Origin of the sequence: Pseudomonas capeferrum, assembly GCF_013523055.1 — a bacterium.
GTDB classification, from domain to species: domain Bacteria; phylum Pseudomonadota; class Gammaproteobacteria; order Pseudomonadales; family Pseudomonadaceae; genus Aquipseudomonas; species Aquipseudomonas capeferrum_A.
On the sequence record NZ_JAAMQM010000009.1, the window covers coordinates 166,845 to 187,918 of the forward strand.

Consider the following 21,074-nt stretch of genomic DNA (forward strand, 5'->3'; position numbering starts at 1 on the left):
CCGGAAAAGGAGTCCGGATCTCATCAGCGCACCTGCATTGTTTTTATCGTAATCCGATTACGTTAAACGTAATTTGATTGCCGATCTGCGTCAAGCTATAAAGACGCCCCTGTATTTCCGGATGTTGTCCCATGGCCAAAGCCAGTTCCCCTGTCGAAAACGGCAAGCAGAAGGTCCGCTCGGCGGAAGTCGGAACCGACATCCTCAGGGCCCTTGCCGAGCTCTCCCCTTCCACCTCGCTGTCACGTCTGGCCGAACATGTCGACATGCCAGCGAGCAAGGTGCATCGCTACCTCCAGGCGCTGATCGCGAGCGGCTTCGCCGAACAGGATCCGGCCACCAACCACTACGGTCTGGGCCGTGAAGCATTGCGTGTGGGGCTGGCAGCGCTGGGCAGCATCGATGTATTGAAGGTAGGCGCGGTACCGCTGTCGGACTTGCGCGACGAGCTGAACGAAAGCTGCTTCATCGCCGTGTGGGGTAACCAGGGTGCCACCGTGGTAAGCATCGAGCCGGCGGTGCGCGCGGTGACTGTGGTGACCCAGATCGGCTCCGTCCTGCCGTTGCTCAGCTCGTCCACGGGCCTGGTGTTCGCCGCTTACCTGCCGGATCGGGAGACCGCGGAACTGCGTGACCGCGAGCTTGCCGAGCTGAACAGCCAGATCGAGGACTACGCGCCTCTGCTGGCCGGGATTCGCGAGCGCGGCCTGCACCATGTACATGGACTGTTGATGCCAGGGGTCGACGCGCTATCGGCGCCAGTGTTCAACGCCTTGGGGCAGGTGGCCGCGGTGATGACGGTAGTGGGGCCGACCTCGATGTTCCAGGCCGACGAGCACGGTCCGGCGGCCAAGCGTCTGTTGGCGGCCACGCAAGCGATCAGTTGGCGGATGGGCTACGCGGCAGATCGTTGAGCGACTGAAAGTCGCACGACGAGACTGATGGATCGAGTGGCGCGCCATCACTCTTGCCCAAATCGTAAAGGTGAATGTCAGAAGGTGCTGTTTTTCCAGCGCGATCAAAAACTTATTATCTTTCCACTGGCACTGCACGAGGGCACTCCCCCTGCCCTGCGGGCTTGCGAGGTGTATCGACGTTGATTTTGAAGCTCCTTGATCTGACGTCTCAGTTGGCCGCTGCCTGTGCAGCGGCCTTTTTTATGGTTCTGCATCAGTGTGACAGTTGCCAGGAGCATACCGACCTCACGTTCCCAATCAACGCCAGGCGACTCGTTGCGGCACACAGGCCATCGGCTGCTCGCGAAATGCCAGGTAGTGCCGCAGAACCTGCACAGGCGCCTCGGTGTGCGGGTAATGTCCGATACCGGGTAACTGCACAGTGTCGGGATCCGGAACTATCTGCCGATAACGCTCGACCATGCGCGCGCCGGAAATCGGATCGACCACGCCATTGATGAAGCGCAACGGCACACCTTCGCGTTGCAATGCCCCCACCCAGCGTTCGCGATGCACACGCCGCTCCGGCAGATAGGTGATCAGCTTGTGCAGGATACGCGTGCCCCGGTTCGAGACCATCAGGCTCCAGTAGTCATCAAGGGCGCTTTCGCTCGGATGGGTACAGGGGCCGTAGATCTGGGAGACGTTGCGTACCAGATCGTCACGCCCGAAGGTGCGACCGACCAGCCAGCCCAAGGGGCTGAGCAACAGCTTCTGGATCAGCAACGGCTGGTTGGTCTCCGGAAACAACCCACTGTTGAGGAACACGCAGCTGGCAACTTCCGCACGCCCCTCGTGATGCCTTGCCAGCAGCTCCTGGGCCACGCTGCCACCGTAGTCGTGCGCCAGCATGTGCACTGGCTGCGCGATGTTCAGATGAGCGAGCAGCGCCTGTTGCAGGTCAGCCTGCTCCAGCAGGCTGTAGTCGTGGTTCAGGGGCTTGGCGGAGTCGCCGAACCCGAGCATGTCGCAAGCGATCACGCGATAGTGTTGAGCGAGCGGCCCCCACAGGTAATGCCAGTCCCAACTGGCGGTGGGAAAACCGTGGAGCAACAGCAGCGGCTCACCCTGTCCTGCTGTCCAGAAACGGATGCTCTGGCCTCGGAAGGAAAAACTCTGCCCCCGAGTTCGCCAGACGCACAATGGGATTTCGGCCAAAGGCATCAGACTGATCTCGGTGGTGTTGTGTGAAGGGTATAGGGCAAGGCTGCGGTCATTGCATGTCACCTCGGCACTTACGTGTGCTCTGCTATGGGACACAGTCTAGACAGCACCGATGGCGAGGGGAGTCGCCTTGGCAGCCAGCTTGATGACTTAGCAGGACAGTGGCACGAACGGTCATGGCCATGTGCCCGGTAGCGGCGCAGCGCTCTGCCCGCGAGCCAGCGCCGCGGGCGCCAACCCCGGACGCGGGTCAACCTTTGAGCTGGGTCGCGAAGGCTTCCAGCCAGGGCTCGGCATCGCTCTCGGGGGTGACGGTCTCGCTGGCGTCCAGGCGCAACATCGGTTGCACCTCACGGATGCCCAGTTCGCCGAACAGCTCTCGAAGCTGTTCGCCACCGCCGCAGTAAGTGTCGCCGTAGCTGGAATCGCCCAGCCCGATGACCGCCCCCGGCAGGCCACGCCACTGGGCGGGCAACACGTCGCGAATCCCGCTGTACAGCGGCATGAGGTTGTCCGGCAGTTCGCCCATGCCGGTGGTCGAGGTCACCGCCAGGAACGCATCCGGGGCAAATCCCTCGAGGTCCTGAAGGGTAGCGCGGGCGGCATGCCAGGCGTTGAAACCGGCGGTTTTGAGCAGGGATTCGGCATGGCGGGCAACTTCTTCGGCGGTGCCGTAGACCGAACCGGAAATAATGGCGACATTCATCGGGAGAGGATTCCGAAACTGACTGAAAACGTAGGATACTAGCATCCGGAAGTAGCAAAAGGCCGCATCGCGCTTTCCCGTACTCTGATCCTACTCTCATCGTAGCCCGGACATGATCAACGCCCAATTGCTGCAAGCTGTCATCGACGCGTCGAACGATGGCATCGTGGTCGCCGAACAAGAGGGTGACGACAACATCCTTATCTATGTGAATTCGGCATTCGAACGCCTGACCGGGCATGATGCCAACGACATCCTCTATCAGGACTGTCGCTTCCTGCAGGGTGACGACCGCGATCAACTCGCGCGCTTACGGGTGCGCAAGGCAATCGCCGAAGGCAAGCCATGCCGTGAAGTCCTGCGCAACTATCGCAAGGACGGCAGCGTTTTCTGGAACGAGCTGTCCATCACCCCGGTATTCAATGACGCCGATCAGCGCACTTACTACATCGGTATCCAGAAAGATGTCACTCGCCAGGTCGAACTGGAACGAGAGCTGGCCGAGACCCGTGCTCGACTATCCTCGCTGGAAAACGACCGCCACGGCTGAACCAAGCGCTTTGTTCAAGGTCCATGGCCTTGGAGAAATCGTTCCTACCGATTGCCGACCTTCGAGTTCGATCATGCAAGCAGATGCCCTCCTGACGCAGGACGAGTTGGATTTCATACAGGACATGCAATATGTCCCACAGTTGAACAAGACCGATCCGATGTCGAGCCTGCTGGTCAATGGCGAGCGCGAGTTGAAGGATCTGCTCACCCGCCTGGTCGCCAATGAGCAGGTGACCTTGCAAGCGCAATTCAAAAACCAGCAGATCAGCTTTCCCTTGCAACTGGTCGAAGACGAGTTTCACGCTGTGCACCTGCACCTCGGCTCACCCGATATCTATGAAGATGGCCCTATGTTGCGGCCCTGGCGACTCACGCTGGATACGCCAGCGGCGCTGCTGAGTGCGCAGGGCGCAGGTAGCGGGCTATGGGTTCGGGACATCTCGTTCAAGGGCGCGCTGGTGGAAATTCGTGAGTTGCCACAGCCCCCGACCCGCTTCGACCTGTACTTCTCCCCAGGTGGCACCGAGCCGATCGGCTTGCACGGCACTTTACGTCGTCGCATCAACGGGCATCTCGCCGCGTATGATCTTAGCCAGAGCCTTCCCGAGGAAACCGATCGCCTGCGCGAATACATTCTCCAGGCCCACCGTCAGGCCCACCCGGAACTGCACGCTCACGTATCCAGGTGACCGGCCAGGAATTGGTTCAGGCGGGGGCGCATCGCGGAACCTACCGTACCCAGACAGGCCACCGGCGTACCCTCCAGACTCGCCCGCGCCAGCTCCGAAGCCTCTCCGGCCAGCAATAGTGGGCATTGCAGACCCAGTCCCAGGCGTTTCAGGCGTTTGACCAGCGTCGGCCCCTGCTGCTGGTTCGAGAACAGCACCAAGGCAGCGGGATGCAGGCGCTCACAGACCAGGGCAAGCTCCTCGAAGGGCTGACCGGGCGCCAGTACGGTAACCGCGATGTCGTCCCCCCCGAGCGTCAGTCCGGCCACCAGCAGTTCCAGTTCATGGCCAGGGCCTGGCAAGGGCGCGACCAGCACACGGTGCTCCTGACGTCCCTGGTTGAGCTGCAGTCTCTGCAACACGCGCGCGCGCAGGAAATGATCGAGGAACAGCCACTCGCTGGACTGGCCGAAGACGTTCGGACCTTCGCGCAACGCTTGCCACACCGGCATGAAAACCGCCCCGAACACTTCGGCCAGCGGGTAGTTCGCGAAGACCTGGCCGTACAGCTGATCCAGCCGCGTGCTGTCGAAACCATGCACGGCACGGCGCACGGCGACCTGCCAGTGTGCCTTGTCATCCGCAGTCGCGGACGCGCCAAGGCGGGCTGTGAGCGCTTCACTGCGCGCCAGGATGGACCCTACCTTACTGACGGCAACGCCACGCTCAAGCCAGCCGAGTATGGTGCGGACAGTGTCGATATCGCGCAGCGAGTACAAACGGTGTCCGCTTTCGGTGCGCGTAGGTTGAATTAGCCCATGACGTCGCTCCCAGGCACGCAGGGTGACCGGATTGACGCCCGTCAGGCGAGAGACTTCACGGATCGGAAACAGCTCGCTGAACTCGCTGCAGATCAGCGACGCGGGGACCTGCTCGTTCATGGCGGCAACATCGCAGTGGTGGGTGAAACCTGCATTCTACGCTGGTATCTCTCCATGGGTCATCGCGACCATTCGCCGATCGGCACAGACGCGCCAATGAATTTCGGCAATAATCCGCGCCCGATTCTTGCAAGCACGCAGGCATCGCCCATCACCCCGGGCGATGCGCCAGGGGCAGGCTACCCGCCGGCCCCATTGCCAGGAGATACACGATGTCTACCCCACCCGTCACGTTGATGGTGTCGCGCCGCGCAGCGCACGGCCGCTATCAGGATCTGCTGGCCTGGCTGCACGAAGGCGAGCACTTGGCTACCGACTTTCCCGGATACCTGGGCTCCGGCATTCTCGCCCCGCCCGCCGAAGGCGACGAGTTCCAGATCATCTTCCGCTTTACCAACGAGCATACCCTGCATGCCTGGGAGCATTCGGCCTCTCGCCGTGCCTGGCTGCACCGCGGCAACGGCTTGTTCGAGCGCCCGCAGGAACAGCGTGTCAGCGGCCTGGACGGCTGGTTCGGCACCTCGCAGGCACCTCGGCCGCCACGCTGGAAGCAGGCGGTGGCGATCTGGCTGGCGTTCTTTCCGGTCTCGCTGCTGTTCAACCTGCTCTTCGGCCACTGGCTCGGCATGCTTGACCTGGTGCCGCGCGTGTTGCTCAGCACCCTGGGCCTGACACCGGTCATGGTGTACCTGTTCATCCCGTTGTCGACCCGCCTGCTGGCTCCCTGGCTCAACGCCCGGCCTGTCGTAGATGGGCACGCCGCGCAGAGCCTGCGCAGCCGTTGAGCCCGCGCGCGCAGCACTGCAGTTCGGGTATGCTGGGGCATCGATAAGAATGACAGACAAGTTGACCGCCCCAATATGAATAGCCCAATCCTTGTAACCGGAGCCAGCCAGCGTGTCGGGCTGGCACTGGCACTTGAACTTGCGCAGGCCGGCCATACGGTGGTCACCGCCAGTCGCAGCCTGCGAGCCGACGTGGTTCACCCCAATATCATCCAGTTCCGGGCCGACCTGTGCCTGGAGGCCGACCGCCTCGCCCTGATCGAGCATCTGCGCCAGCGGCATGACGGCCTGCGAGCGATCATCCACAATGCTTCGGTCTGGCTCGATGACAGCCTGGACAACCTCGAGACGATGTTCCGCTTGCATGTCGAGGCGCCCTACCATCTCAACCTGGCCTTGGGCGACATGCTCGGCAGGGTCGAGAAGGCCGACATCATCCACATCTGCGACGAGACCGCTTCACGCGGCAGCAAGAGCCACATCGGCTATGCCGCGACCAAGGCCGCCTTGCAGAACATGGTGCTCTCGTTCGCCGAAAAGTATGCGCCAACGGTGCGCGTCAACGGTATCCTGCCCGGTCTGCTGATCTTCAAGGAAGATGGCGACGACGCTTACCGCGAGCACGCCCTCAAGAAGGCCTTGCTGGAGTTCGAGCCGGGCGCCCGGCCGCTGATCGACGCGGTGATGTTCCTGCTCGAGAGCCAGTACAGCACCGGCAGCCACGTGGTCATCAACGGTGGCCGCCACCTGAAGAACCGTATCGCCTGAGGAATCGCCATGACTGCTCAACAACAGCTCGAACTCGAGGCCGCCGCTTTTCGTCGCCTGGTCGAACACCTGCGTAACCGTACCGATGTACAGAACATCGACCTGATGAACCTCTCGGGTTTCTGTCGCAATTGCCTGTCGAAGTGGTACAAGGCGGCCGCCGACGAACGCCAGGTCGAGCTGAGCCTGGATGACGCCCGTGAAGTGGTGTACGGCATGCCTTATGCCGAGTGGAAAGCCCAATACCAGAAAGAAGCCAGCGCCGAGCAGCAAGCGGCGTTCGAAAAAGGAAAGCCCCAGTGACCGATCTCAACACCCTGCGCGCCAGCCTCGCCAGTGGCGAGCATGCCTTCGCCGACACCCTGGCATTCATCACCGCGCATTACAGCTACCAGCCCCAGCCGTTCGACAATGGCGGCGTCGCCAACGCCGCCGGCCAGAACGAGGGTTCCTGCAAGACCCTGGGTCTGGCCTTGCTCGAAGGACTGGAGGACCGCGAGGCCCTGCTGGCCTTCGGCGAGCATTACCGCAGCGTACTGGCGACCCCTGAGGGGAGCGACCATGCCAATATCCGCGCGCTCATGATTCATGGCCTGGCAGGCGTGAAATTCGCTGAGCCGCCTCTGCAACGATTGGGCTGAGCCCGCACGACCGGGGCTGCAGCGCAGCCCCGGACCTTGCACACGCCTCATTCCGCATAAGGTGACACAGGTCGTCCTGGCGTGTCGGGGGCCAGCTCTCCCTGAAACAACCAGCGCAGCGCTATCGGCCACAGGCGCTCGCGAAAGCGGTCATGAAAGAAGGCAAAGTGACCGATCTCCTCAACCCCTACATCCTCGGGCGCCAAGCGCAGGTGCAGGCGTTGCGCGTTGTCGAAATACCCCAGCAGCCGCTCCGTCGCCGCCACGGTACCGAAAGGATCGTCGGTGATGCTGACGGCCAGGATCGATCCCCCTACATCACCGAAATGCAGTGAGCGCATCGCCCGGGCACTGGGGCGCTGCTCGTAGCGAGGCGTGCGATGGCTCCAGTCCAGGGCTACCCCGGCCGGCGTATCCTCCAGCCATCCCAGGCGCTTGCCAGGGAAATAGCCTAGGCAACGGGTAAGCAGAGGCATCAGGACATGCCATTTGCCGAACAGTCGCCACCGCTGTCCTACCGCGTAATCACGCCAGTAGGCGTATTGTGCGCCGACCAGCACCAGACGCCGAACCTGGCCCGCGGACGCTGCGAGACCAACCGCGCAGCCGCCGAAGCTGTGTCCGACCACATCGATCGGTTGTCCCGGAAACGCCTGCGCCGCGTATTTCAGCATCGCTTCGAAATCCAATCGTCCCCAGTCGCTCCAGGATGCCTTGAAGCCACGCAAAGTAGCGGGACGAGACTCGCCTATGCCACGATAGTCGTAGGTCAACACATCGCAGCCTTGGGCGAACAGGTAATCGGCGAAACGAGAGTAGTAGCGACAGCGCACCGAGGTGGCTGCGTTGATGATCACCAAGGCGCGGCAAGTATCGGGTTTGCCGTGCCGCCACAGGAAACCGCCAAGGCTGAATCCGTCGGCAGCCATGTGCCGAACGGGGGTACCAGGGATAATGAGGCGAGTCATGGCGCACTCCTGCGAGAACGCCATACTGTCATAGGTGAAACTGTCCTGCTGTCATTTCGGCAGATTCGCCAGCATCTACGGATGGATCAGGTCGCTGCCACGGCTCTGCGCACTACGGGCTTGCGCAGGTTTGCCAGACGCGAACCCTCGTAGCGAGTCTCGCGGAAGAATCGCCACCGACCGAACAGGCCATAGACATGCATGACCCGCCCCTGCTCGTGATAGCCCATGCGCACATGCAGTTTCATCGCTGGAATATTATGGGTCTCGACGACATCCACGACCTTGTTGCAGCCCTTGGCATGCATGGTTTCCCACAACGAAACCTGCGCGGACGCCGACAGTCGACTGCCGAAGAAACGCGGAATCATCTCGCCACCGAACTCGAAGAATTCTCCAGGCTTCACCGGAAAGGTACAACCGTAGTAATGGCGGTCATGGTAGTCGCGGGTACTTGCCCAGATGAAGGCGATGGCATCGCCTGCCTCGTCCAGGTACATGTGCCCGGTATGACCTTCGGCGGCCAGTTCACGCATGGTTTCCACACGATCGCCAAAATACCGCGCAAAGGCGTCGGCGTTCTCGATAGTGATGTTCACCTGGCGTACGGGAGGATGGTCCTTGAGGCCGTTAGGCCCTATCGGGGTCACTAGATCGCGTTCCATCCACAGGAGCTCCCAATGGAAGAACACGTAGCGTTCGACAAGTGTCTTCAGGGTCCGCTTGAGCCCTTTTTTTCTGATTCGATCTTTTATTTTTTGCACTGCGCTCATGCTGCCTCCCCCAAGCCATGGCGACATTGCCTGGCCAATAGGAGCGGTATAGTTCAGCGCAAAAAAATCATAGCAAAACGCCAGCTAAAATTTTGTTTCTAAATGTTTAAGAAGTCCGATAAGCACCGCACACCGGCAAAGAACCGGTGTGCGATCAAAGACTTACTTACAGCTCGACGCAGTCGAACTGTACAAGGGTGGCGACATCCTGGTCATAGTCGACGTCGCTGCGCTCGAAGCCGAACAGGTTGAGGAATTCACGCTTGTAACCCGCGTAGTCGGTCAGTTCGAACAGGTTCTGCGTGGTTACGGTCGGCCATAGCGCCTTGCAGGCATCCTGCACATCGTCACGCAGCTCCCAGTCGTCCAGACGCAGGCGGCCTTTCTCGTCGACCTCGCCCGGCTGACCGTCCTCGCGATACAGACGGTCACGGAACATGCGATTGAGTTGCTCGCCGGTGCCTTCCTGGATGCCCTTTTCCTTCATCACCTTGAAGACCATGGACAGGTACAGAGGCATGACCGGAATGGCCGAGCTGGCCTGCGTCACTACCGACTTGAGTACCGCCACGTTGGCGCCGCCCTGGATCTCCTTGCCGAGCTTCTCGTCGAGACGCAGAGCCGTCTCGTCCAGATCCTGCTTGGCCTTGCCCAGGGCGCCATGCCAGTAGATCGGCCAGGTGATCTCGGTGCCGATGTAGCTGAAGGCCACGGTCCGTGCCTTGTCCGCCAGCACGTCGGCGGTCCGCAGGGCGTCGATCCACAGCTGCCAGTCCTGGCCACCCATGACAGTCACGGTGTCGGCGATTTCCTGCTCGGAAGCCGGCTCGATGGACGCCTCGATGATGGCGTCCTTGTTGGTGTCGATGGCGGTCGACTTGTAGGTTTCGCCGATCGGCTTGAGCGCCGAACGCACCACCTCGCCGGTCTGTGGCAGCTTGCGCACAGGCGAGGCCAGGGAGTAGACGACCAGGTCGACCTTGCCGCCCATTTCGTTCTTGATCAGCTCGATCACCTTGGCGCGCGCTTCGTCAGAGAAGGCATCGCCATTGATCGACTTGCTGTACAGGCCTTCGGCTTTGGCGAACTTGTCGAAAGCGGCGGAGTTGTACCAGCCGGCGGTACCGGCTTTGGTCTCGGTGCCCGGCTTTTCGAAGAACACGCCCAGGGTATCGGCCTTGAAGCCGAATGCCGCGGTGATACGCGCTGCCAGGCCGTAGCCGCTGGAAGCACCGATCACCAGAACCTTCTTCGGCCCATCCTCGCGCACGCCCAGTTTGCGGGTGGCTTCGATCTGGTCACGGACATTGAGCTCGCAGCCCTTCGGATGGGTCGTGGTGCAGATGAAACCGCGGACTTTAGGATGAATGATGGCCAAGGTCAGTACCTCATCAGGTGTTTATGCTGTGGAGCCGCGCCACAGGGGCCGTCGATTCCGTTTGATCAGAGGGTGAGACTACCCTCGGAACTCATCCGACACATATTAAGGGGTGATGGGCGGGTTGCAAAACGGCGTTGGGCGGGGTGGCGGGAGATGGGGCCTGTGACGGCGGGCGAATGCAGGGATTCTGGTCACGAACGGGATGGACAGGCACAAGGCTCCAAGTCTGTTGGAGCTGCCAAGATCCTTCCTGCGGGATTGGGTGGCAGCCGTGCATGGGGTAGGAATACCGGGAACTTGGAACCCGGCCAGGCCGAAGCCTGCCCACACACAGCCGCCATAGCACGAAGCTGCGGTCATAAAAAATGGCCGGCATCAAGTCATCTGTCGAAATTATCGAAAAGCCAGAAACTTATAGCGAGTGCGGGGTTAGCTCAACTTCGCGCCACTTTGCGGTGCTGCGCCGTTGTGAGCTAGGAGCCACACAAGAGCGTCGTGAAAGACAGCCGGGGCGCACTGCATCGAGGACTATTGCCTGCTTGTCAGCTCGGGAAACGGCGTTTCCAGCGCATCTGCCAGTTGGTAGCCCGTGCCGTCGAAACCGACGACGCGGGCGATGCTTTCGACGTGGCGCTTGCGGCCACGCCCGGCGATGTGGATGACGACATTGATGGCCTCGGCGATCAACGCACGCGGTGGGTTCATCGCCACTTCAAGGATCAGTTGCTCCAGGCGCAGCAGCGCCCCCAAGGCGGAACCCGCGTGAATCGTAGCGATGCCGCCGGGGTGGCCGGTGCCCCACACCTTGATGAGATCCAGCGCCTCGCCGCCGCGCACCTCGCCGACGATCACGCGGTCGGGGCGCAGGCGCATCGTGGCTCGCACCAGTTCCTGCATCGACACCACGCCCGCGCGCGTGCGCAGCGGCACATGGTCGCGGGCCGCGCATTGCAACTCGATGGTGTCTTCGAGCACGAGCACGCGATCACCCGTGGCGGCGATCTCGGCCAGCAGCGCATTGGCAAGCGTGGTCTTGCCGGTACTGGTGCCGCCCGCTATCAACACGTTCTGCCGTTCGCGCACGGCGCGGCGCAAGAAGTCCGCCTGGCCGGTAGTTAGAATGCCGTCGGCGACATACTGATCCAGGCCGATGATGTTCACGGCGCGTTTGCGCAGCGCGAAAGCTGGCCCCGGTGCGGCCGGCGGCAAGATGCCCTCGAAGCGTTCGCCCGTTTCCGGTAACTCGGCGGTCAGCAGTGGCTGGCCGCGATGCACCTCTGCACCAACGTGTGCGGCAACAAGCCGAATGATGCGCTCGCCGTCGGCCTCGGGAAGTTCCACACCCAGCGGCGCGCGGCCCGACGACAGCCGATCCACCCACAGGGTGCGTTCGGGGTTGAGCATGATTTCCACCACGTCCGGGTCTTCGAGTGCGGCGGCGATCAGCGGCCCCATTGCCATGCGCAGCATCTAGATGCGGCGATCCTGTGAGGTGGGGGCCGACGAGCGTGGTTCGGGCGGGGTCTGCGGAACGGCGCTCATGAGGCACGGTCCCGCGCTTCGGCCAGCGCCGCCGCATCGTCCATCCGCACCGGGTCGGAGTACAGTTCTTCCACCACATCGCGCACCAGACTACGGCCGCGCAGCAGGTGTCTGCCGAGCTGTTCGATGAACTGTTCGAAACGCGCCTTGCCCTGGGCACGGGCCGCGTCCTGATGCGCCTCGGGAACCAGCGATCCTGCTGGAAGCCGACGTTCGGGCAGGCGGCCTCGTGCAATTGTTCCCATCCCATGAGCTTCCCGCCCGCCCGATGAGCGTGGTCTATCTGCCAGATCGCTATCGCTCGCCCAAGCTGCGCAGCTTTGTGGATTTTTTGGTGGAGCGATTCAACTGATCCGCACTTGTTGTCAGATACCAAGGCCACGCTGTCTTCCAATTGCTCGCCGAGGTCTTCTTCCAGTTCCTTGATAGTGCGCGAGATCGGTGATTGCTCGATGTGCAGCCGCTCGGCGGTGCGGGTAAAGCGGAGCTCTTCAGCGACGGCAAGGAAGCAACGCAGATGCCGAAGTTCCATGCTTCACCTCACGGAAGGGCGGAAAAATGGCGCCGAAGGAACGGCCCCGTTACAGACTCCGGGGCGCTGATCATTGCCGTGGGTAAACCCTCGAAGATGACTTTCCCGCCTTTCTTGCCTGCCCCCGGCCCCATCTCGATCAACCAGTCGGCATGGGCCATGACATCCAGGTTGTGTTCGACCACGATGACGGTGGCACCACGCTGCGTGAGGCCATCAAGAATGCCAAGCAGCCGATCGACATCGGACATATGCAGGCCGGACGTCGGCTCGTCAAAAACATACAAGCTGCCTTCTTCGGCCAATCGGGATGCCAGTTTCAAACGCTGGCGCTCGCCGCCTGACAGGGTGTTTAGCCGCTGTCCCAACGACAGATAGCCCAATCCGACATTGGAGAGCCGGTGCAATGGCTCAACGATGTCTTGGCAGGATTGAAAATGCCGCAGCGCCTGTTCCACAGAGAAGGCGAGAACCTGGGCAATATTGCAGCCCATCCAGGTGATCGCGCGTGCCGCCTCGTTGAATCCTGTGGCACTGCAGGCATCACAGGGCGTTTCCACGCTGTCCATGAAAGCCAAGTCGGTCTGGACCAGGCCCAGCCCCTTGCAGGCTGGACAAGCCCCCTGGGCGTTACTGCTGAACAGGCTGGCGGGCTGGCCGCTGGCTTTCGCGAAGCCTGAACGAATCTCGTCAAGCACACCGATATAGCTTGCGACCGACGAGCGCCGCGTTCCTCCCAAACCTTTCTGGTCGATCAAGATGACATCGGGGCAATGGCGGAGCAGTAGGCGGTTGACGAGCGTGCTTTTGCCAGAGCCAGCGACACCCGTCACTACGGTCAGAACACCGGTAGGTATGGATACGCTGACATCCTGCAGGTTGTACAGCGAAAGGTGTTGCAAGGCGATCTGTCCCGTAGCAGAGCGCGGCTCGCGTTTCATCGGTGCGGCCCGTTGCAGGTAACGCCCCGTCAGAGTATCGGCCTTCCGCAAGCCTGCGTAATCGCCTTGGTACACCACATAGCCGCCATCCTTCCCGGCGCCCGGCCCCATGTCCACCACATGATCGGCAATGGCGATGACATCTGGATCGTGCTCCACCACCAAGACGGTATTGCCCTTGTCGCGCAGGCCGCGCAGCAACGTGTTGAGTTGGTGGACATCGCGTGGATGCAACCCGACGCTGGGTTCATCGAAGATGTAGGCGATGTCGGCCAGACTGCTGCCAAGATGGCGAACCATCTTCACGCGCTGGGACTCACCGCCCGACAGGCTCGCGGTTTCACGGCCCAGACTGAGGTAGTCCAGGCCGATAGCGCGCATCTGCTCCAGTCTTTCGACAATGGCTGTCAGCACCGTAGCAATGGCTTCCGAAGCTACCGTCCGAATGAAGACCAGCAGGTCGGAAATCTCCAGACTGGCGCAGTCCGCGATGGATTTGCCATTGATCTTGCAGGAAAGGATGGTCGGATTGAGGCGGGCTCCACCACAAGCCGGGCACCGTTGGCGAGTGATGACATGAGCGAGCCCTTCACGTTCTGCCTGGGTCAGGCGACTGGGCTCATGATCCAGATAGGCTCGACGAAAGCGCGGAACGACGCCCTGAAACCGCGCCGATGACGGCCATCCGGGCAGCGGATTGCTCACGGCAAGATCGTCGGCATACAGCAAGGTCTGCCATTCGTCCGAGGTGTAGTCGGCGAGCGGTTTGTCGCAATCAAACAAGCCTGAGCAAGCGTAGCGCTTCCAGCGGAATGTGCCGCGGGCAAACGTGGGAAACCGGATCGCTCCTTGGTTCAGGGACTTGTTGCGGTCGAACAGGAGATCGAGGTCAAGCTCGTCGACCATGCCCAGCCCCTGGCAGGTCGGGCACATCCCCTGTGGGTGATTGAACGAGAACACATTGGAGTAGCCCACGAATGGCTCGCCCAGGCGCGAGAACAGTAGCCGCAGCAAAGGCTGTATGTCAGTGGCCGTCCCCACTGTCGAGCGCGCATTGCCGCCCAGCGGTTTCTGATCAACCACGATGGACGCTGGCAAGCTGCGCAAGGCATCGGCCTGCGGTTGGCCGTAATGCGGCAGACGGTGCCGCACGAAGGCACTATGGCTTTCGTTGAGCTGACGCTGGGATTCGGCCGCGATCGTGTCAAACACCAATGAGGACTTTCCTGAACCGGACACGCCGGTGAACACTGTGATGCAGTGCTTGGGAACCTTCAGGGTGACGTTGCGCAGGTTGTTGTTGCGCGCACCGATGATCTCCATGTCCTGGTACGGGGTGTGTACGGGGCTCATGCGCGCGTCCCCTGTTCGGCGGCATGGGAGGTCAATGCAGTGCTGACCTTCTCGCAGAGTTCCGTGAACATGGCCTGCTCACCGGACGTCAGTGCAGCCATGACGCACTGTGCAGCGTCACGCCTGCTCGTGGCGGCGCGCACGAGGAAATCGCGTCCTTGCCGCGTCAGCGTGGTGACCTGCTCGCGACGATCCCCGTCGCCCTGCATTTGCTCCACCAGATTGAGATCCTTGAGCACACGCAAAGACTTGGAGATGCCGGTACGAGCTGCACCCAGCTTGTCACCCAGCAGTGAGGGCCTCATGGGGCCTTGCAGGCGCAGAAGCTCAAGAATGTCGTACTGAGCCCAGCTCACCGCCTCGGGCGTATAGCGGGTGCGGCGCGCTAGAAGAATACATTGGAGATGCGAGAGCGCGTTCTCCAAAACGCTGGGGTCTTCGTTGGCTTGAACAGTGATCATGGGATTCCTACAAGTTTCTCAACTGCAACTTGATTCATATGAATGTGCAGTAATTTTACATATATGGTTTCCAAAAGGAAATTATATGGATGCCCCGCGCTGCCGTCCAATCTCCCACGACACCCCACCGCCGCGCACCGTCGCGGCGATCTGCCGCCCCAGCCGCTGTTCAATCACCGGCCGCCACGGCACCAGGCTGAATCCCGTGCTGTCATCCAGCATCGCGTAGCGCCCGCTGGCGAGCATGACGGAGCGCCGGTAGATGCCGGCCACGCGCTGCCCGCCCGCCACGGGGCGATGCTCCAGGCCGGTGGCAGCAGCAATGTCCTTCGCGGTCTGCGTCAGTTCCCGATTGCGCAGCGTGCCCAGCAGATTCCGGGCGAGGATCACGCGCTGCCCGCGCCGTTCCGCCAGCCCTTGTTCGGCCAGGAAGTCGGCACGTTGCTGCAAGGCTTGTTTCGTTTCGCCACCAAAGCCCAGGTCGCCCAATCCCCGGCCGCCGCCGATCAGTTGTTGGTCGAGCCAGGTGGCCCCGATCACGCGGGCCTGCCGCTCGATGGGAAGGTGCGATTTCAGTTCCACCGCCACGCCGCCCAGCCGTTTCGCGTCGTACTGGCGGCCGCGTTCTGCCAGGTCGTCGGGCACCTTCCATAGCCCCTCGGCCACACGCTCCACGATGCCAGCCCGGCGCAGGGCTTCCAGTCGGTGGACGTGGGCCACGGCAACCTCCTGCGGATCGCGTCCAGGCTTGGCCCGGTTCGCCATCGCGGCCCGTGCCGTCGCGCTCGATGTAGCGCAGGTGCTTGGCGAGCGATTGCGGGCTGGCGTTGCGCTGATTGACCAGCAGCGTCTTGATGGTCACGCGCCGCGACATGGGCGTGAGATTCGCCCCGGCGATGCGCGCCGCCGTGTGGCCGCGCCCCAGACGGGAGCCGGGGCGCTGGCCGACGCGTGCGCCGCTACCACCGGCCGCAGAATGGCGCATAGAGGATTTGCCGCCACCTTGCCCGCCTGGTTGAGCACCTTGGATATGAAGCTTTGGCCTTGGCCCTTGCCCCGGTTCTTCGAGGCGCCGGGGCGCACCGGGAAATCGTCGTCATGACCGCCCTCCCTGCAAGCTATGGCGTGTCCTGGCGTGCGAAGCACGCGGACATGCCTGCATTGGCGCGGGCCTCGCGCTGAACGTGGCACGGCGGCGAAGCCGAGCCGTGCCGCACCACCCCCATGTGCAGACAGGCTTTCGACGCGGCCCGGTGCCGCGTCCTTTTGTCTTGCCTTCCGCCTTTGCCCTTCGCTTTCGCTCCGGGCCTCGGCGTCCCGGCGGTGCTGCGCTGCCCGCAGCCAGCCCGCCGGCGAACGCAGCCACGACCACAGGCTGGGCACGTTCAAGGCAAGACGCCTGCACGTGGGAAGGCGGCGCCGGATGTTTCGCGAAGTGCGGCGCGGATGCGCTCGCACTGCACGCGCGACGACACGGTGACGACCAGCGGAACGACATACCCGGTGGCACGATGAGATGCACGGGAACGTGCAGCGAATCGGCTGACATCATGGACGTGTCTCCAGCCAGACCGGATGTGCAACACCGATCACGGTGGATGCAGCAATCGGTCCGAAATACCGGCTGTCGAACGACGCCGGGTTGGTCACGCTCAACAGTTCGCCAGGTTCAAGGCGGCGGCACTGCTGCCAGGATGGCTGCGGGCAGCCCAGCCGGTCGGTCGGCAGCACGGCGGCCGCAGGCACGCCGTCGGATGCAAACGATACCGCCAGCGATGCATACCTCCTGCGGTGACACGGCGCTCACTCGCTTGAGCAGTGGAACGCGCGTCGGCAGTAGCCGCGCTGCGCAGCCAGTGCGGCAGCTTCGGTCGGCAGTGGGACAAGCACGATACTGCCCACGGACAACGGACGTGGCAGCGAAGCGGCCCGATGGCTGAACGGTTCGATGCGATACCAGCCGGCCGCCACACTGTCAGACGGGTTGTAGGTCAGATGCGGCAGCGGCGACACGAACGTGGCCCAGGCCAGCGCAGCGAGGCCGGCAGCGGCAAAGCCCGTCAGCACGATGCCAGCGAGGATGCGGTGCGATGCTGGATGTGGAAAGCGTCGTCATGGCCACGCCCTCCCGGCCAGCCAGGCCGTATGTCGCTCGGCGGTGTATTCGGGTAGCGGCAAGCGCGCAGCGAGCCGGTTGCCGAGCGTGCGCCAGTACGCTGGCGACACGTCGGCTGGCGCGATGCCCAGCGCCTCGATGGCGTCGAGCTGGACAAACACGGCACGGACGGCAGGTTCGCCTTCGGCGTGCAGCAGCAACCGCGAACCGGGCAGCACGCCGGGGATGCGCTGCGCCGCATCCAACGACGTGCAAGCCTGCATCACCATGAGTTCCCAACGGGTCGTGCCGTAGTCATTGGCCTGCCCCCGGATGCGGCAAAACACGGCCCCCGACAAGAACACTGCGACACGGCGCCACTGGTCAAGCCGGACGATGCGTGACGGTTCGCCGAAGCGCAGGTAGAGGTCGATGCGCCGTTCGACGTAGGCGAGCGATACGCGGGTCAACAGTACGGTGCCGGCCCGTCTGGCGAGCATCGCGAGCGAAGGCGGACTTGTGTTGGTTGTGGCAGCTGTGGCCGCCGAAGGTTGCACGTTCATTGGGAATTCTCCGGAAACTCGCGTTCCAGCAGTGCGCGCAGTAGTTCGGCTACCGTCACGCCACGCGTGAAGGCAGACACCTTGATGCGCGCCCGCATGGCGGGCGTGATGTCGAGGGTCAGGCGCGCGGTGTAGAGGTCGCCCTTTTGCAAGGCATCGGCGTCGCCCTGGCGAATCCACGCCTCGGCGTACGGATTCGCCGGCGGACGCGCGCCGATGCCGATGCGTTTGCCGCGCGTATTCGTCATGTCGGCCACCGCAGTAGTTCGTCGGTGAGTGCGCCGATCTCGCGCGCGGCGGCGCTGCCAGGCGCCGTCTCGCGTGCCAGCCGGCCGGCGGCCACGCTATCGGCAAAGACGATGCGCTGATGCACTTCCGAACGCAGCGCAGGCAGCGGCTGTTCGGCAAGCGACTGCCGCGCCTCCCGGCCGATGATGGTGGTGCTGACGCGCCGGCTGATGACGAAGGCCGCGCAGCGCAGGTCGGAACACTTGCGCTTCGCGGATCAACGCCACCATCTCGGCGCTGGCCCACAGGACGTAGGGACTGGGCTGCACCGGGATCAGCACTGCTCGGCCGCCAGCAGCGCGGAGCGCGCCAAGGCGGCGATACGAGGCGGCCCGTCGATGATGACGTGATCGGCCCGTCTGGCGAGTTCTGGGGCCTCCTGGTGCAGCGTTTCGCGTGCAAGGCCCACGGCGCTGAACAGCCTGGGCAGACCTTGCTGACTTCTGCGCTGTGTCCAGTCCAGCGATGAACCCTGCGGATCGGCCACCCTGAACTAAATCGAGCGCTGATTCACACGAGCCGAAAGCTGTTCGGCGCTTTCCTTGCGTTCAGAATAGCGATCCACCAGGAATTCCGTCCGATCGCGCAACAGCAGGGTAAATTTCACCAGCTCCTCCATCACGTCGACGACCCGATCATAGTACGACGAGGGTTTCATACGACCGGCTTCATCGAACTCCATATAGGCCTTGGGCACCGAAGACTGGTTGGGGATGGTGAACATGCGCATCCAGCGGCCGAGTACGCGCAGTTGGTTGACCACATTGAACGACTGCGATCCTCCACAGACCTGCATTACCGCCAAGGTCTTGCCCTGGGAGGGGCGAACCGCGCCGAGCGTGAGGGGAATCCAGTCGATCTGGGCCTTGAATACGGCTGACATCGCGCCGTGGCGCTCGGGCGAGCACCAGACCTGCCCCTCCGACCATTGCACCAGCTCGCGCAGCTCCTGCACCTTCGGATGCTCGACAGGGGCATCATCAGGCAATGGCAAGCCGGACGGATTGAAAATGCGTGTCTCTGCACCGAAATGCTCCAGCAGACGCGCGGCTTCCTCCACCAGTAGCCGGCTGAAAGAGCGTTCGCGAGTCGATCCGTAAAGCAGCAGGATGCGCGGCTTGTGGTCGCTGGTGCTCGTCGCGACCTGGGGAGTATCGACCAGGGAAAGGTCTAGGTTGGGCAATTGCTCTGACATGTATCCTCCTTAAAGGGCGCCGATGCGATCCAGTTCCTGCTTGAGTCGCTCACGATCGAGGGTGTCGATGGGGAGAGCGAAGAATGCTTTGCAGCGCTTCTCGATATGCATCAGCGTGGCTCGAAACGCTGCATCTATCGAAGCCTCGTCGCCTACCGCATCGGAGGGATCTTCCAGGCTCCAGTGAGCCTTCAGCGCGGGTCCGAAATACACCGGACAGGTTTCACCGGCTGCCTTGTCGCAAACGGTGATGACGATATCCGGCGGGCTATCCTCGAAAGCATCGTTCCCCTTGCTACTCAAGCCCTCGATGGAGATGCCGGCCTGTCGCAGGGTGATGAGGCTGCGCGGCAGCACTTGGCCCTTTGGAAAGCTACCGGAGCTCACCGCTTCGAATCCCTCTGGAGCAAGATGGTTGAACAGGGCTTCGGAAAGAATGCTGCGGCAGCTGTTGGCCGTGCACATGAACAGGACTTTCACGGATCGTTCCTCGATTTCATAACGGGTTTCAGAAGCTCAGGCGCAATGCCAGGGCCGAGAGCGTGATCAGCAAAACCGGCAGTGTCAGCAAGATACCGACCTTGAAGTAGTAGCCCCAGGTGATGCGCACGCCTTTGCGCGCCAGCACATGCAGCCATAGCAGGGTCGCCAGGCTTCCGATCGGCGTGATCTTCGGGCCCAGGTCGCAGCCGATGACGTTGGCGTAGATCATCGCCTCGCGCACCACGCCCTGGGCGTCGCTGGCATGGATGGACAAGGCGCCGATCAGCACGCTGGGCAGGTTGTTCATCACCGATGACAGCAAGGCCGCGATCAGGCCGGTGCCCAGGGTCGCGACCCACAGGCCCTGTTCGGCCAGGCGATCCAGCACGCCAGCCAGCGCGTCGGTCAGCCCGGCATTGCGCAACCCGTAGACCACCAGGTACATGCCCAGCGAGAACACGACGATCTGCCAGGGCGCCTCGCGCAGCACGCGGCGGGTAGAAATCACATGGCCACGGGCGGCCACGGCGAACAGGACGGCGGCGCAGGCGGCGGCCACGGCGCTGACCGGGATGCCCAGCGGTTCGAGGATGAACAGCCCGGCCAGCAGTGCCAGCAGCACCAACCAGCCGACACGGAAAGTAGCGCGATCGCGGATGGCCAGGGCCGGGCTTTTCAGATCGTCCAGCGCATATCGCTTCGGGATGTCGCGCCGGAAATACAGGAACAGCACCAGCAGGCTGGCGGCCACCGCGGCCAGGTTCACCGGCAGCATCACCGCGGCATAGCGATTGAAGCCCAGCCCGAAATAATCGGCCGAGACGATATTGACCAGGTTCGAAACCACCAGCGGCAGGCTCGCGGTATCGGCGATGAAACCGGCGGCCATGACGAAGGCCAGCGTCGCGGCCGGAGAGAAGCGCAGCGCCAGCAGCATGGACATGACGATGGGCGTGAGGATCAGCGCCGCGCCGTCGTTGGCGAACAGCGCCGATACCGCCGCCCCCAGCAGCACGGTAAAGACGAACAGTCGTCGCCCGTCGCCCCTGGCCCAGCGCGCCACATGCAAGGCTGCCCATTCGAAGAAGCCGGCCTCATCCAGCAGCAGGCTGACGATGATGATGGCGATGAAAGTGGCAGTGGCGTTCCAGATGATGGCCCATACGGCGGGAATGTCATGAAGGGATACGGCCCCAACGGCAAGGGCAACGATCGCGCCGAATGCGGCACTCCACCCTACCCCCAGGCCTTTGGGCTGCCAGATCACCAGGATCAGAGTGAAGACAAATACAGCCATGGCAATCAGCATGTGAAATTT

General features: G+C 62.6%; 22 protein-coding genes and 5 pseudogenes. 8 read left to right on the top strand and 19 right to left on the bottom strand.

From position 1 onward, the window contains the following. Positions 1 to 131: 131 nt before the first annotated feature. Complete coding sequence (locus G7009_RS12320) at positions 132 to 914, top strand: IclR family transcriptional regulator (RefSeq protein ID WP_181130354.1); 783 nt, start codon at positions 132 to 134, stop codon at positions 912 to 914. A gap of 300 nt (positions 915 to 1,214) precedes the next feature. Here the strand turns inward: G7009_RS12320 and G7009_RS12325 are convergent, their stop codons facing one another. Both G7009_RS12325 and G7009_RS12330 read right to left on the bottom strand, forming a co-directional pair. Further along, positions 1,215 to 2,120, bottom strand: coding sequence for an alpha/beta fold hydrolase (locus tag G7009_RS12325; protein WP_181130355.1), 906 nt, complete (start codon positions 2,118 to 2,120; stop codon positions 1,215 to 1,217). A 250-nt stretch (positions 2,121 to 2,370) separates the two neighbouring features. Continuing rightward, a complete protein-coding gene (locus G7009_RS12330; protein WP_181130356.1) occupies positions 2,371 to 2,826 on the bottom strand; it encodes a flavodoxin in 456 nt (151 codons plus the stop codon). A 112-nt stretch (positions 2,827 to 2,938) separates the two neighbouring features. Here G7009_RS12330 and G7009_RS12335 point away from each other — a divergent pair, with 112 nt between their 5' ends. Continuing rightward, complete coding sequence (locus G7009_RS12335) at positions 2,939 to 3,376, top strand: PAS domain S-box protein (RefSeq protein ID WP_181130357.1); 438 nt, start codon at positions 2,939 to 2,941, stop codon at positions 3,374 to 3,376. A gap of 73 nt (positions 3,377 to 3,449) precedes the next feature. Further along, on the top strand, positions 3,450 to 4,067 hold the full coding sequence (locus G7009_RS12340; RefSeq protein ID WP_181130358.1) for a hypothetical protein: 618 nt from the start codon (positions 3,450 to 3,452) through the stop codon (positions 4,065 to 4,067). Here the strand turns inward: G7009_RS12340 and G7009_RS12345 are convergent. Further along, positions 4,052 to 4,987, bottom strand: a complete 936-nt coding sequence (locus tag G7009_RS12345; RefSeq protein WP_181130359.1) for a MerR family transcriptional regulator — start codon at positions 4,985 to 4,987, stop codon at positions 4,052 to 4,054. The two genes, G7009_RS12340 and G7009_RS12345, sit on opposite strands and share 16 nt — an antisense overlap. Before the next feature lie 212 nt (positions 4,988 to 5,199). Here G7009_RS12345 and G7009_RS12350 point away from each other — a divergent pair, with 212 nt between their 5' ends. The 4 genes from G7009_RS12350 (at position 5,200) to G7009_RS12365 (ending at position 7,181) form a co-directional block, all read left to right on the top strand. Next, positions 5,200 to 5,772 carry an antibiotic biosynthesis monooxygenase gene (locus G7009_RS12350; protein ID WP_181130360.1) on the top strand — a complete coding sequence of 191 codons (573 nt, stop codon included), beginning with the start codon at positions 5,200 to 5,202 and terminating at the stop codon, positions 5,770 to 5,772. A gap of 75 nt (positions 5,773 to 5,847) precedes the next feature. Beyond that, a complete protein-coding gene (gene folM, locus G7009_RS12355; protein ID WP_181130361.1) occupies positions 5,848 to 6,540 on the top strand; it encodes a dihydromonapterin reductase in 693 nt (230 codons plus the stop codon). Positions 6,541 to 6,549: 9 nt separating this feature from the next. Continuing rightward, a complete protein-coding gene (locus G7009_RS12360) occupies positions 6,550 to 6,843 on the top strand; it encodes a DUF1244 domain-containing protein (protein ID WP_181130362.1) in 294 nt (97 codons plus the stop codon). Further along, positions 6,840 to 7,181, top strand: a complete 342-nt coding sequence (locus tag G7009_RS12365; protein WP_181130363.1) for a HopJ type III effector protein — start codon at positions 6,840 to 6,842, stop codon at positions 7,179 to 7,181. The genes G7009_RS12360 and G7009_RS12365 overlap by 4 nt, the downstream gene beginning before the upstream one ends. A gap of 47 nt (positions 7,182 to 7,228) precedes the next feature. Here G7009_RS12365 and G7009_RS12370 read toward each other — a convergent pair whose 3' ends face one another. From G7009_RS12370 to G7009_RS12390, 5 genes and pseudogenes are all read right to left on the bottom strand, one after another. Then, positions 7,229 to 8,149, bottom strand: a complete 921-nt coding sequence (locus G7009_RS12370) for an alpha/beta hydrolase family protein (protein WP_181130364.1) — start codon at positions 8,147 to 8,149, stop codon at positions 7,229 to 7,231. 86 nt (positions 8,150 to 8,235) lie between these two features. After that, positions 8,236 to 8,922, bottom strand: coding sequence for an N-acetyltransferase (locus tag G7009_RS12375; RefSeq protein ID WP_181130365.1), 687 nt, complete (start codon positions 8,920 to 8,922; stop codon positions 8,236 to 8,238). A gap of 166 nt (positions 8,923 to 9,088) precedes the next feature. Beyond that, positions 9,089 to 10,300 carry an enoyl-ACP reductase FabV gene (gene fabV, locus G7009_RS12380; protein WP_181130366.1) on the bottom strand — a complete coding sequence of 404 codons (1,212 nt, stop codon included), beginning with the start codon at positions 10,298 to 10,300 and terminating at the stop codon, positions 9,089 to 9,091. A 531-nt stretch (positions 10,301 to 10,831) separates the two neighbouring features. Beyond that, positions 10,832 to 11,773 carry a P-type conjugative transfer ATPase TrbB gene (gene trbB, locus G7009_RS12385; RefSeq protein ID WP_181130367.1) on the bottom strand — a complete coding sequence of 314 codons (942 nt, stop codon included), beginning with the start codon at positions 11,771 to 11,773 and terminating at the stop codon, positions 10,832 to 10,834. A gap of 68 nt (positions 11,774 to 11,841) precedes the next feature. Continuing rightward, positions 11,842 to 12,036 (bottom strand): annotated as a pseudogene (locus tag G7009_RS12390) (CopG family transcriptional regulator); the annotation flags it as partial. Positions 12,037 to 12,074: 38 nt separating this feature from the next. On the opposite strand from G7009_RS12390, the gene G7009_RS12395 reads away from it, so the two are divergent. Further along, positions 12,075 to 12,197, top strand: coding sequence for a hypothetical protein (locus tag G7009_RS12395; RefSeq protein ID WP_308813322.1), 123 nt, complete (start codon positions 12,075 to 12,077; stop codon positions 12,195 to 12,197). Positions 12,198 to 12,245: 48 nt separating this feature from the next. Here the strand turns inward: G7009_RS12395 and G7009_RS12400 are convergent. From G7009_RS12400 to G7009_RS12450, 11 genes and pseudogenes are all read right to left on the bottom strand, one after another. Beyond that, positions 12,246 to 12,377: pseudogene (locus G7009_RS12400) on the bottom strand (LysR family transcriptional regulator); the annotation flags it as partial. Positions 12,378 to 12,385: 8 nt separating this feature from the next. Beyond that, entirely contained in the window at positions 12,386 to 14,569 is a 2,184-nt protein-coding gene (locus G7009_RS28030; protein ID WP_219856562.1) for an ATP-binding cassette domain-containing protein, read from the bottom strand. A gap of 98 nt (positions 14,570 to 14,667) precedes the next feature. Then, positions 14,668 to 15,132: a MarR family winged helix-turn-helix transcriptional regulator gene (locus tag G7009_RS12410; RefSeq protein ID WP_181130369.1), complete on the bottom strand. Its 465-nt coding sequence runs from the start codon at positions 15,130 to 15,132 to the stop codon at positions 14,668 to 14,670. Positions 15,133 to 15,213: 81 nt separating this feature from the next. Beyond that, positions 15,214 to 16,254 (bottom strand): annotated as a pseudogene (locus tag G7009_RS12415) (DUF3363 domain-containing protein). Between the two features lie 426 nt (positions 16,255 to 16,680). After that, positions 16,681 to 17,199, bottom strand: a pseudogene (locus tag G7009_RS12420) (S26 family signal peptidase). 45 nt (positions 17,200 to 17,244) lie between these two features. Beyond that, positions 17,245 to 17,727 carry a DUF2840 domain-containing protein gene (locus G7009_RS12425; protein WP_258197921.1) on the bottom strand — a complete coding sequence of 161 codons (483 nt, stop codon included), beginning with the start codon at positions 17,725 to 17,727 and terminating at the stop codon, positions 17,245 to 17,247. 59 nt (positions 17,728 to 17,786) lie between these two features. After that, the gene (locus tag G7009_RS12430; protein ID WP_181130371.1) at positions 17,787 to 18,038 is read right to left on the bottom strand and encodes a chromosome partitioning protein ParB; all 252 of its coding nucleotides are present in this window, start codon (positions 18,036 to 18,038) and stop codon (positions 17,787 to 17,789) included. Then, positions 18,035 to 18,562: pseudogene (gene parA / locus G7009_RS12435) on the bottom strand (ParA family partition ATPase); the annotation flags it as partial. The gene G7009_RS12430 and the pseudogene parA, both read right to left, overlap by 4 nt. A 9-nt stretch (positions 18,563 to 18,571) precedes the next feature. After that, positions 18,572 to 19,273 (bottom strand): arsenical resistance protein ArsH, encoded by a 702-nt coding sequence (gene arsH, locus G7009_RS12440; RefSeq protein WP_181130372.1) that lies wholly within the window; start codon positions 19,271 to 19,273, stop codon positions 18,572 to 18,574. 9 nt (positions 19,274 to 19,282) lie between these two features. Continuing rightward, a complete protein-coding gene (locus tag G7009_RS12445) occupies positions 19,283 to 19,753 on the bottom strand; it encodes an arsenate reductase ArsC (protein WP_181130373.1) in 471 nt (156 codons plus the stop codon). A 28-nt stretch (positions 19,754 to 19,781) separates the two neighbouring features. Further along, entirely contained in the window at positions 19,782 to 21,065 is a 1,284-nt protein-coding gene (locus G7009_RS12450) for an arsenic transporter (RefSeq protein ID WP_181130374.1), read from the bottom strand. Positions 21,066 to 21,074 lie beyond the last annotated feature (9 nt).

Bases quoted from the DNA above. Each gene is read 5' to 3' on its own strand.
- G7009_RS12320 (WP_181130354.1), top strand. From the start codon at position 132: ATGGCCAAAGCCAGTTCCCCTGTCGAAAACGGCAAGCAGAAGGTCCGC.
- G7009_RS12325 (WP_181130355.1), bottom strand. From the start codon at position 2,120: ATGCCTTTGGCCGAAATCCCATTGTGCGTCTGGCGAACTCGGGGGCAG.
- G7009_RS12330 (WP_181130356.1), bottom strand. From the start codon at position 2,826: ATGAATGTCGCCATTATTTCCGGTTCGGTCTACGGCACCGCCGAAGAA.
- G7009_RS12335 (WP_181130357.1), top strand. From the start codon at position 2,939: ATGATCAACGCCCAATTGCTGCAAGCTGTCATCGACGCGTCGAACGAT.
- G7009_RS12340 (WP_181130358.1), top strand. From the start codon at position 3,450: ATGCAAGCAGATGCCCTCCTGACGCAGGACGAGTTGGATTTCATACAG.
- G7009_RS12345 (WP_181130359.1), bottom strand. From the start codon at position 4,987: ATGAACGAGCAGGTCCCCGCGTCGCTGATCTGCAGCGAGTTCAGCGAG.
- G7009_RS12350 (WP_181130360.1), top strand. From the start codon at position 5,200: ATGTCTACCCCACCCGTCACGTTGATGGTGTCGCGCCGCGCAGCGCAC.
- folM (WP_181130361.1), top strand. From the start codon at position 5,848: ATGAATAGCCCAATCCTTGTAACCGGAGCCAGCCAGCGTGTCGGGCTG.
- G7009_RS12360 (WP_181130362.1), top strand. From the start codon at position 6,550: ATGACTGCTCAACAACAGCTCGAACTCGAGGCCGCCGCTTTTCGTCGC.
- G7009_RS12370 (WP_181130364.1), bottom strand. From the start codon at position 8,149: ATGACTCGCCTCATTATCCCTGGTACCCCCGTTCGGCACATGGCTGCC.
- G7009_RS12375 (WP_181130365.1), bottom strand. From the start codon at position 8,922: ATGAGCGCAGTGCAAAAAATAAAAGATCGAATCAGAAAAAAAGGGCTC.
- trbB (WP_181130367.1), bottom strand. From the start codon at position 11,773: ATGCTGCGCATGGCAATGGGGCCGCTGATCGCCGCCGCACTCGAAGAC.
- G7009_RS12410 (WP_181130369.1), bottom strand. From the start codon at position 15,132: ATGATCACTGTTCAAGCCAACGAAGACCCCAGCGTTTTGGAGAACGCG.
- G7009_RS12425 (WP_258197921.1), bottom strand. From the start codon at position 17,727: ATGCTCGCCAGACGGGCCGGCACCGTACTGTTGACCCGCGTATCGCTC.
- G7009_RS12430 (WP_181130371.1), bottom strand. From the start codon at position 18,038: ATGACGAATACGCGCGGCAAACGCATCGGCATCGGCGCGCGTCCGCCG.
- arsH (WP_181130372.1), bottom strand. From the start codon at position 19,273: ATGTCAGAGCAATTGCCCAACCTAGACCTTTCCCTGGTCGATACTCCC.
- G7009_RS12450 (WP_181130374.1), bottom strand. From the start codon at position 21,065: ATGCTGATTGCCATGGCTGTATTTGTCTTCACTCTGATCCTGGTGATC.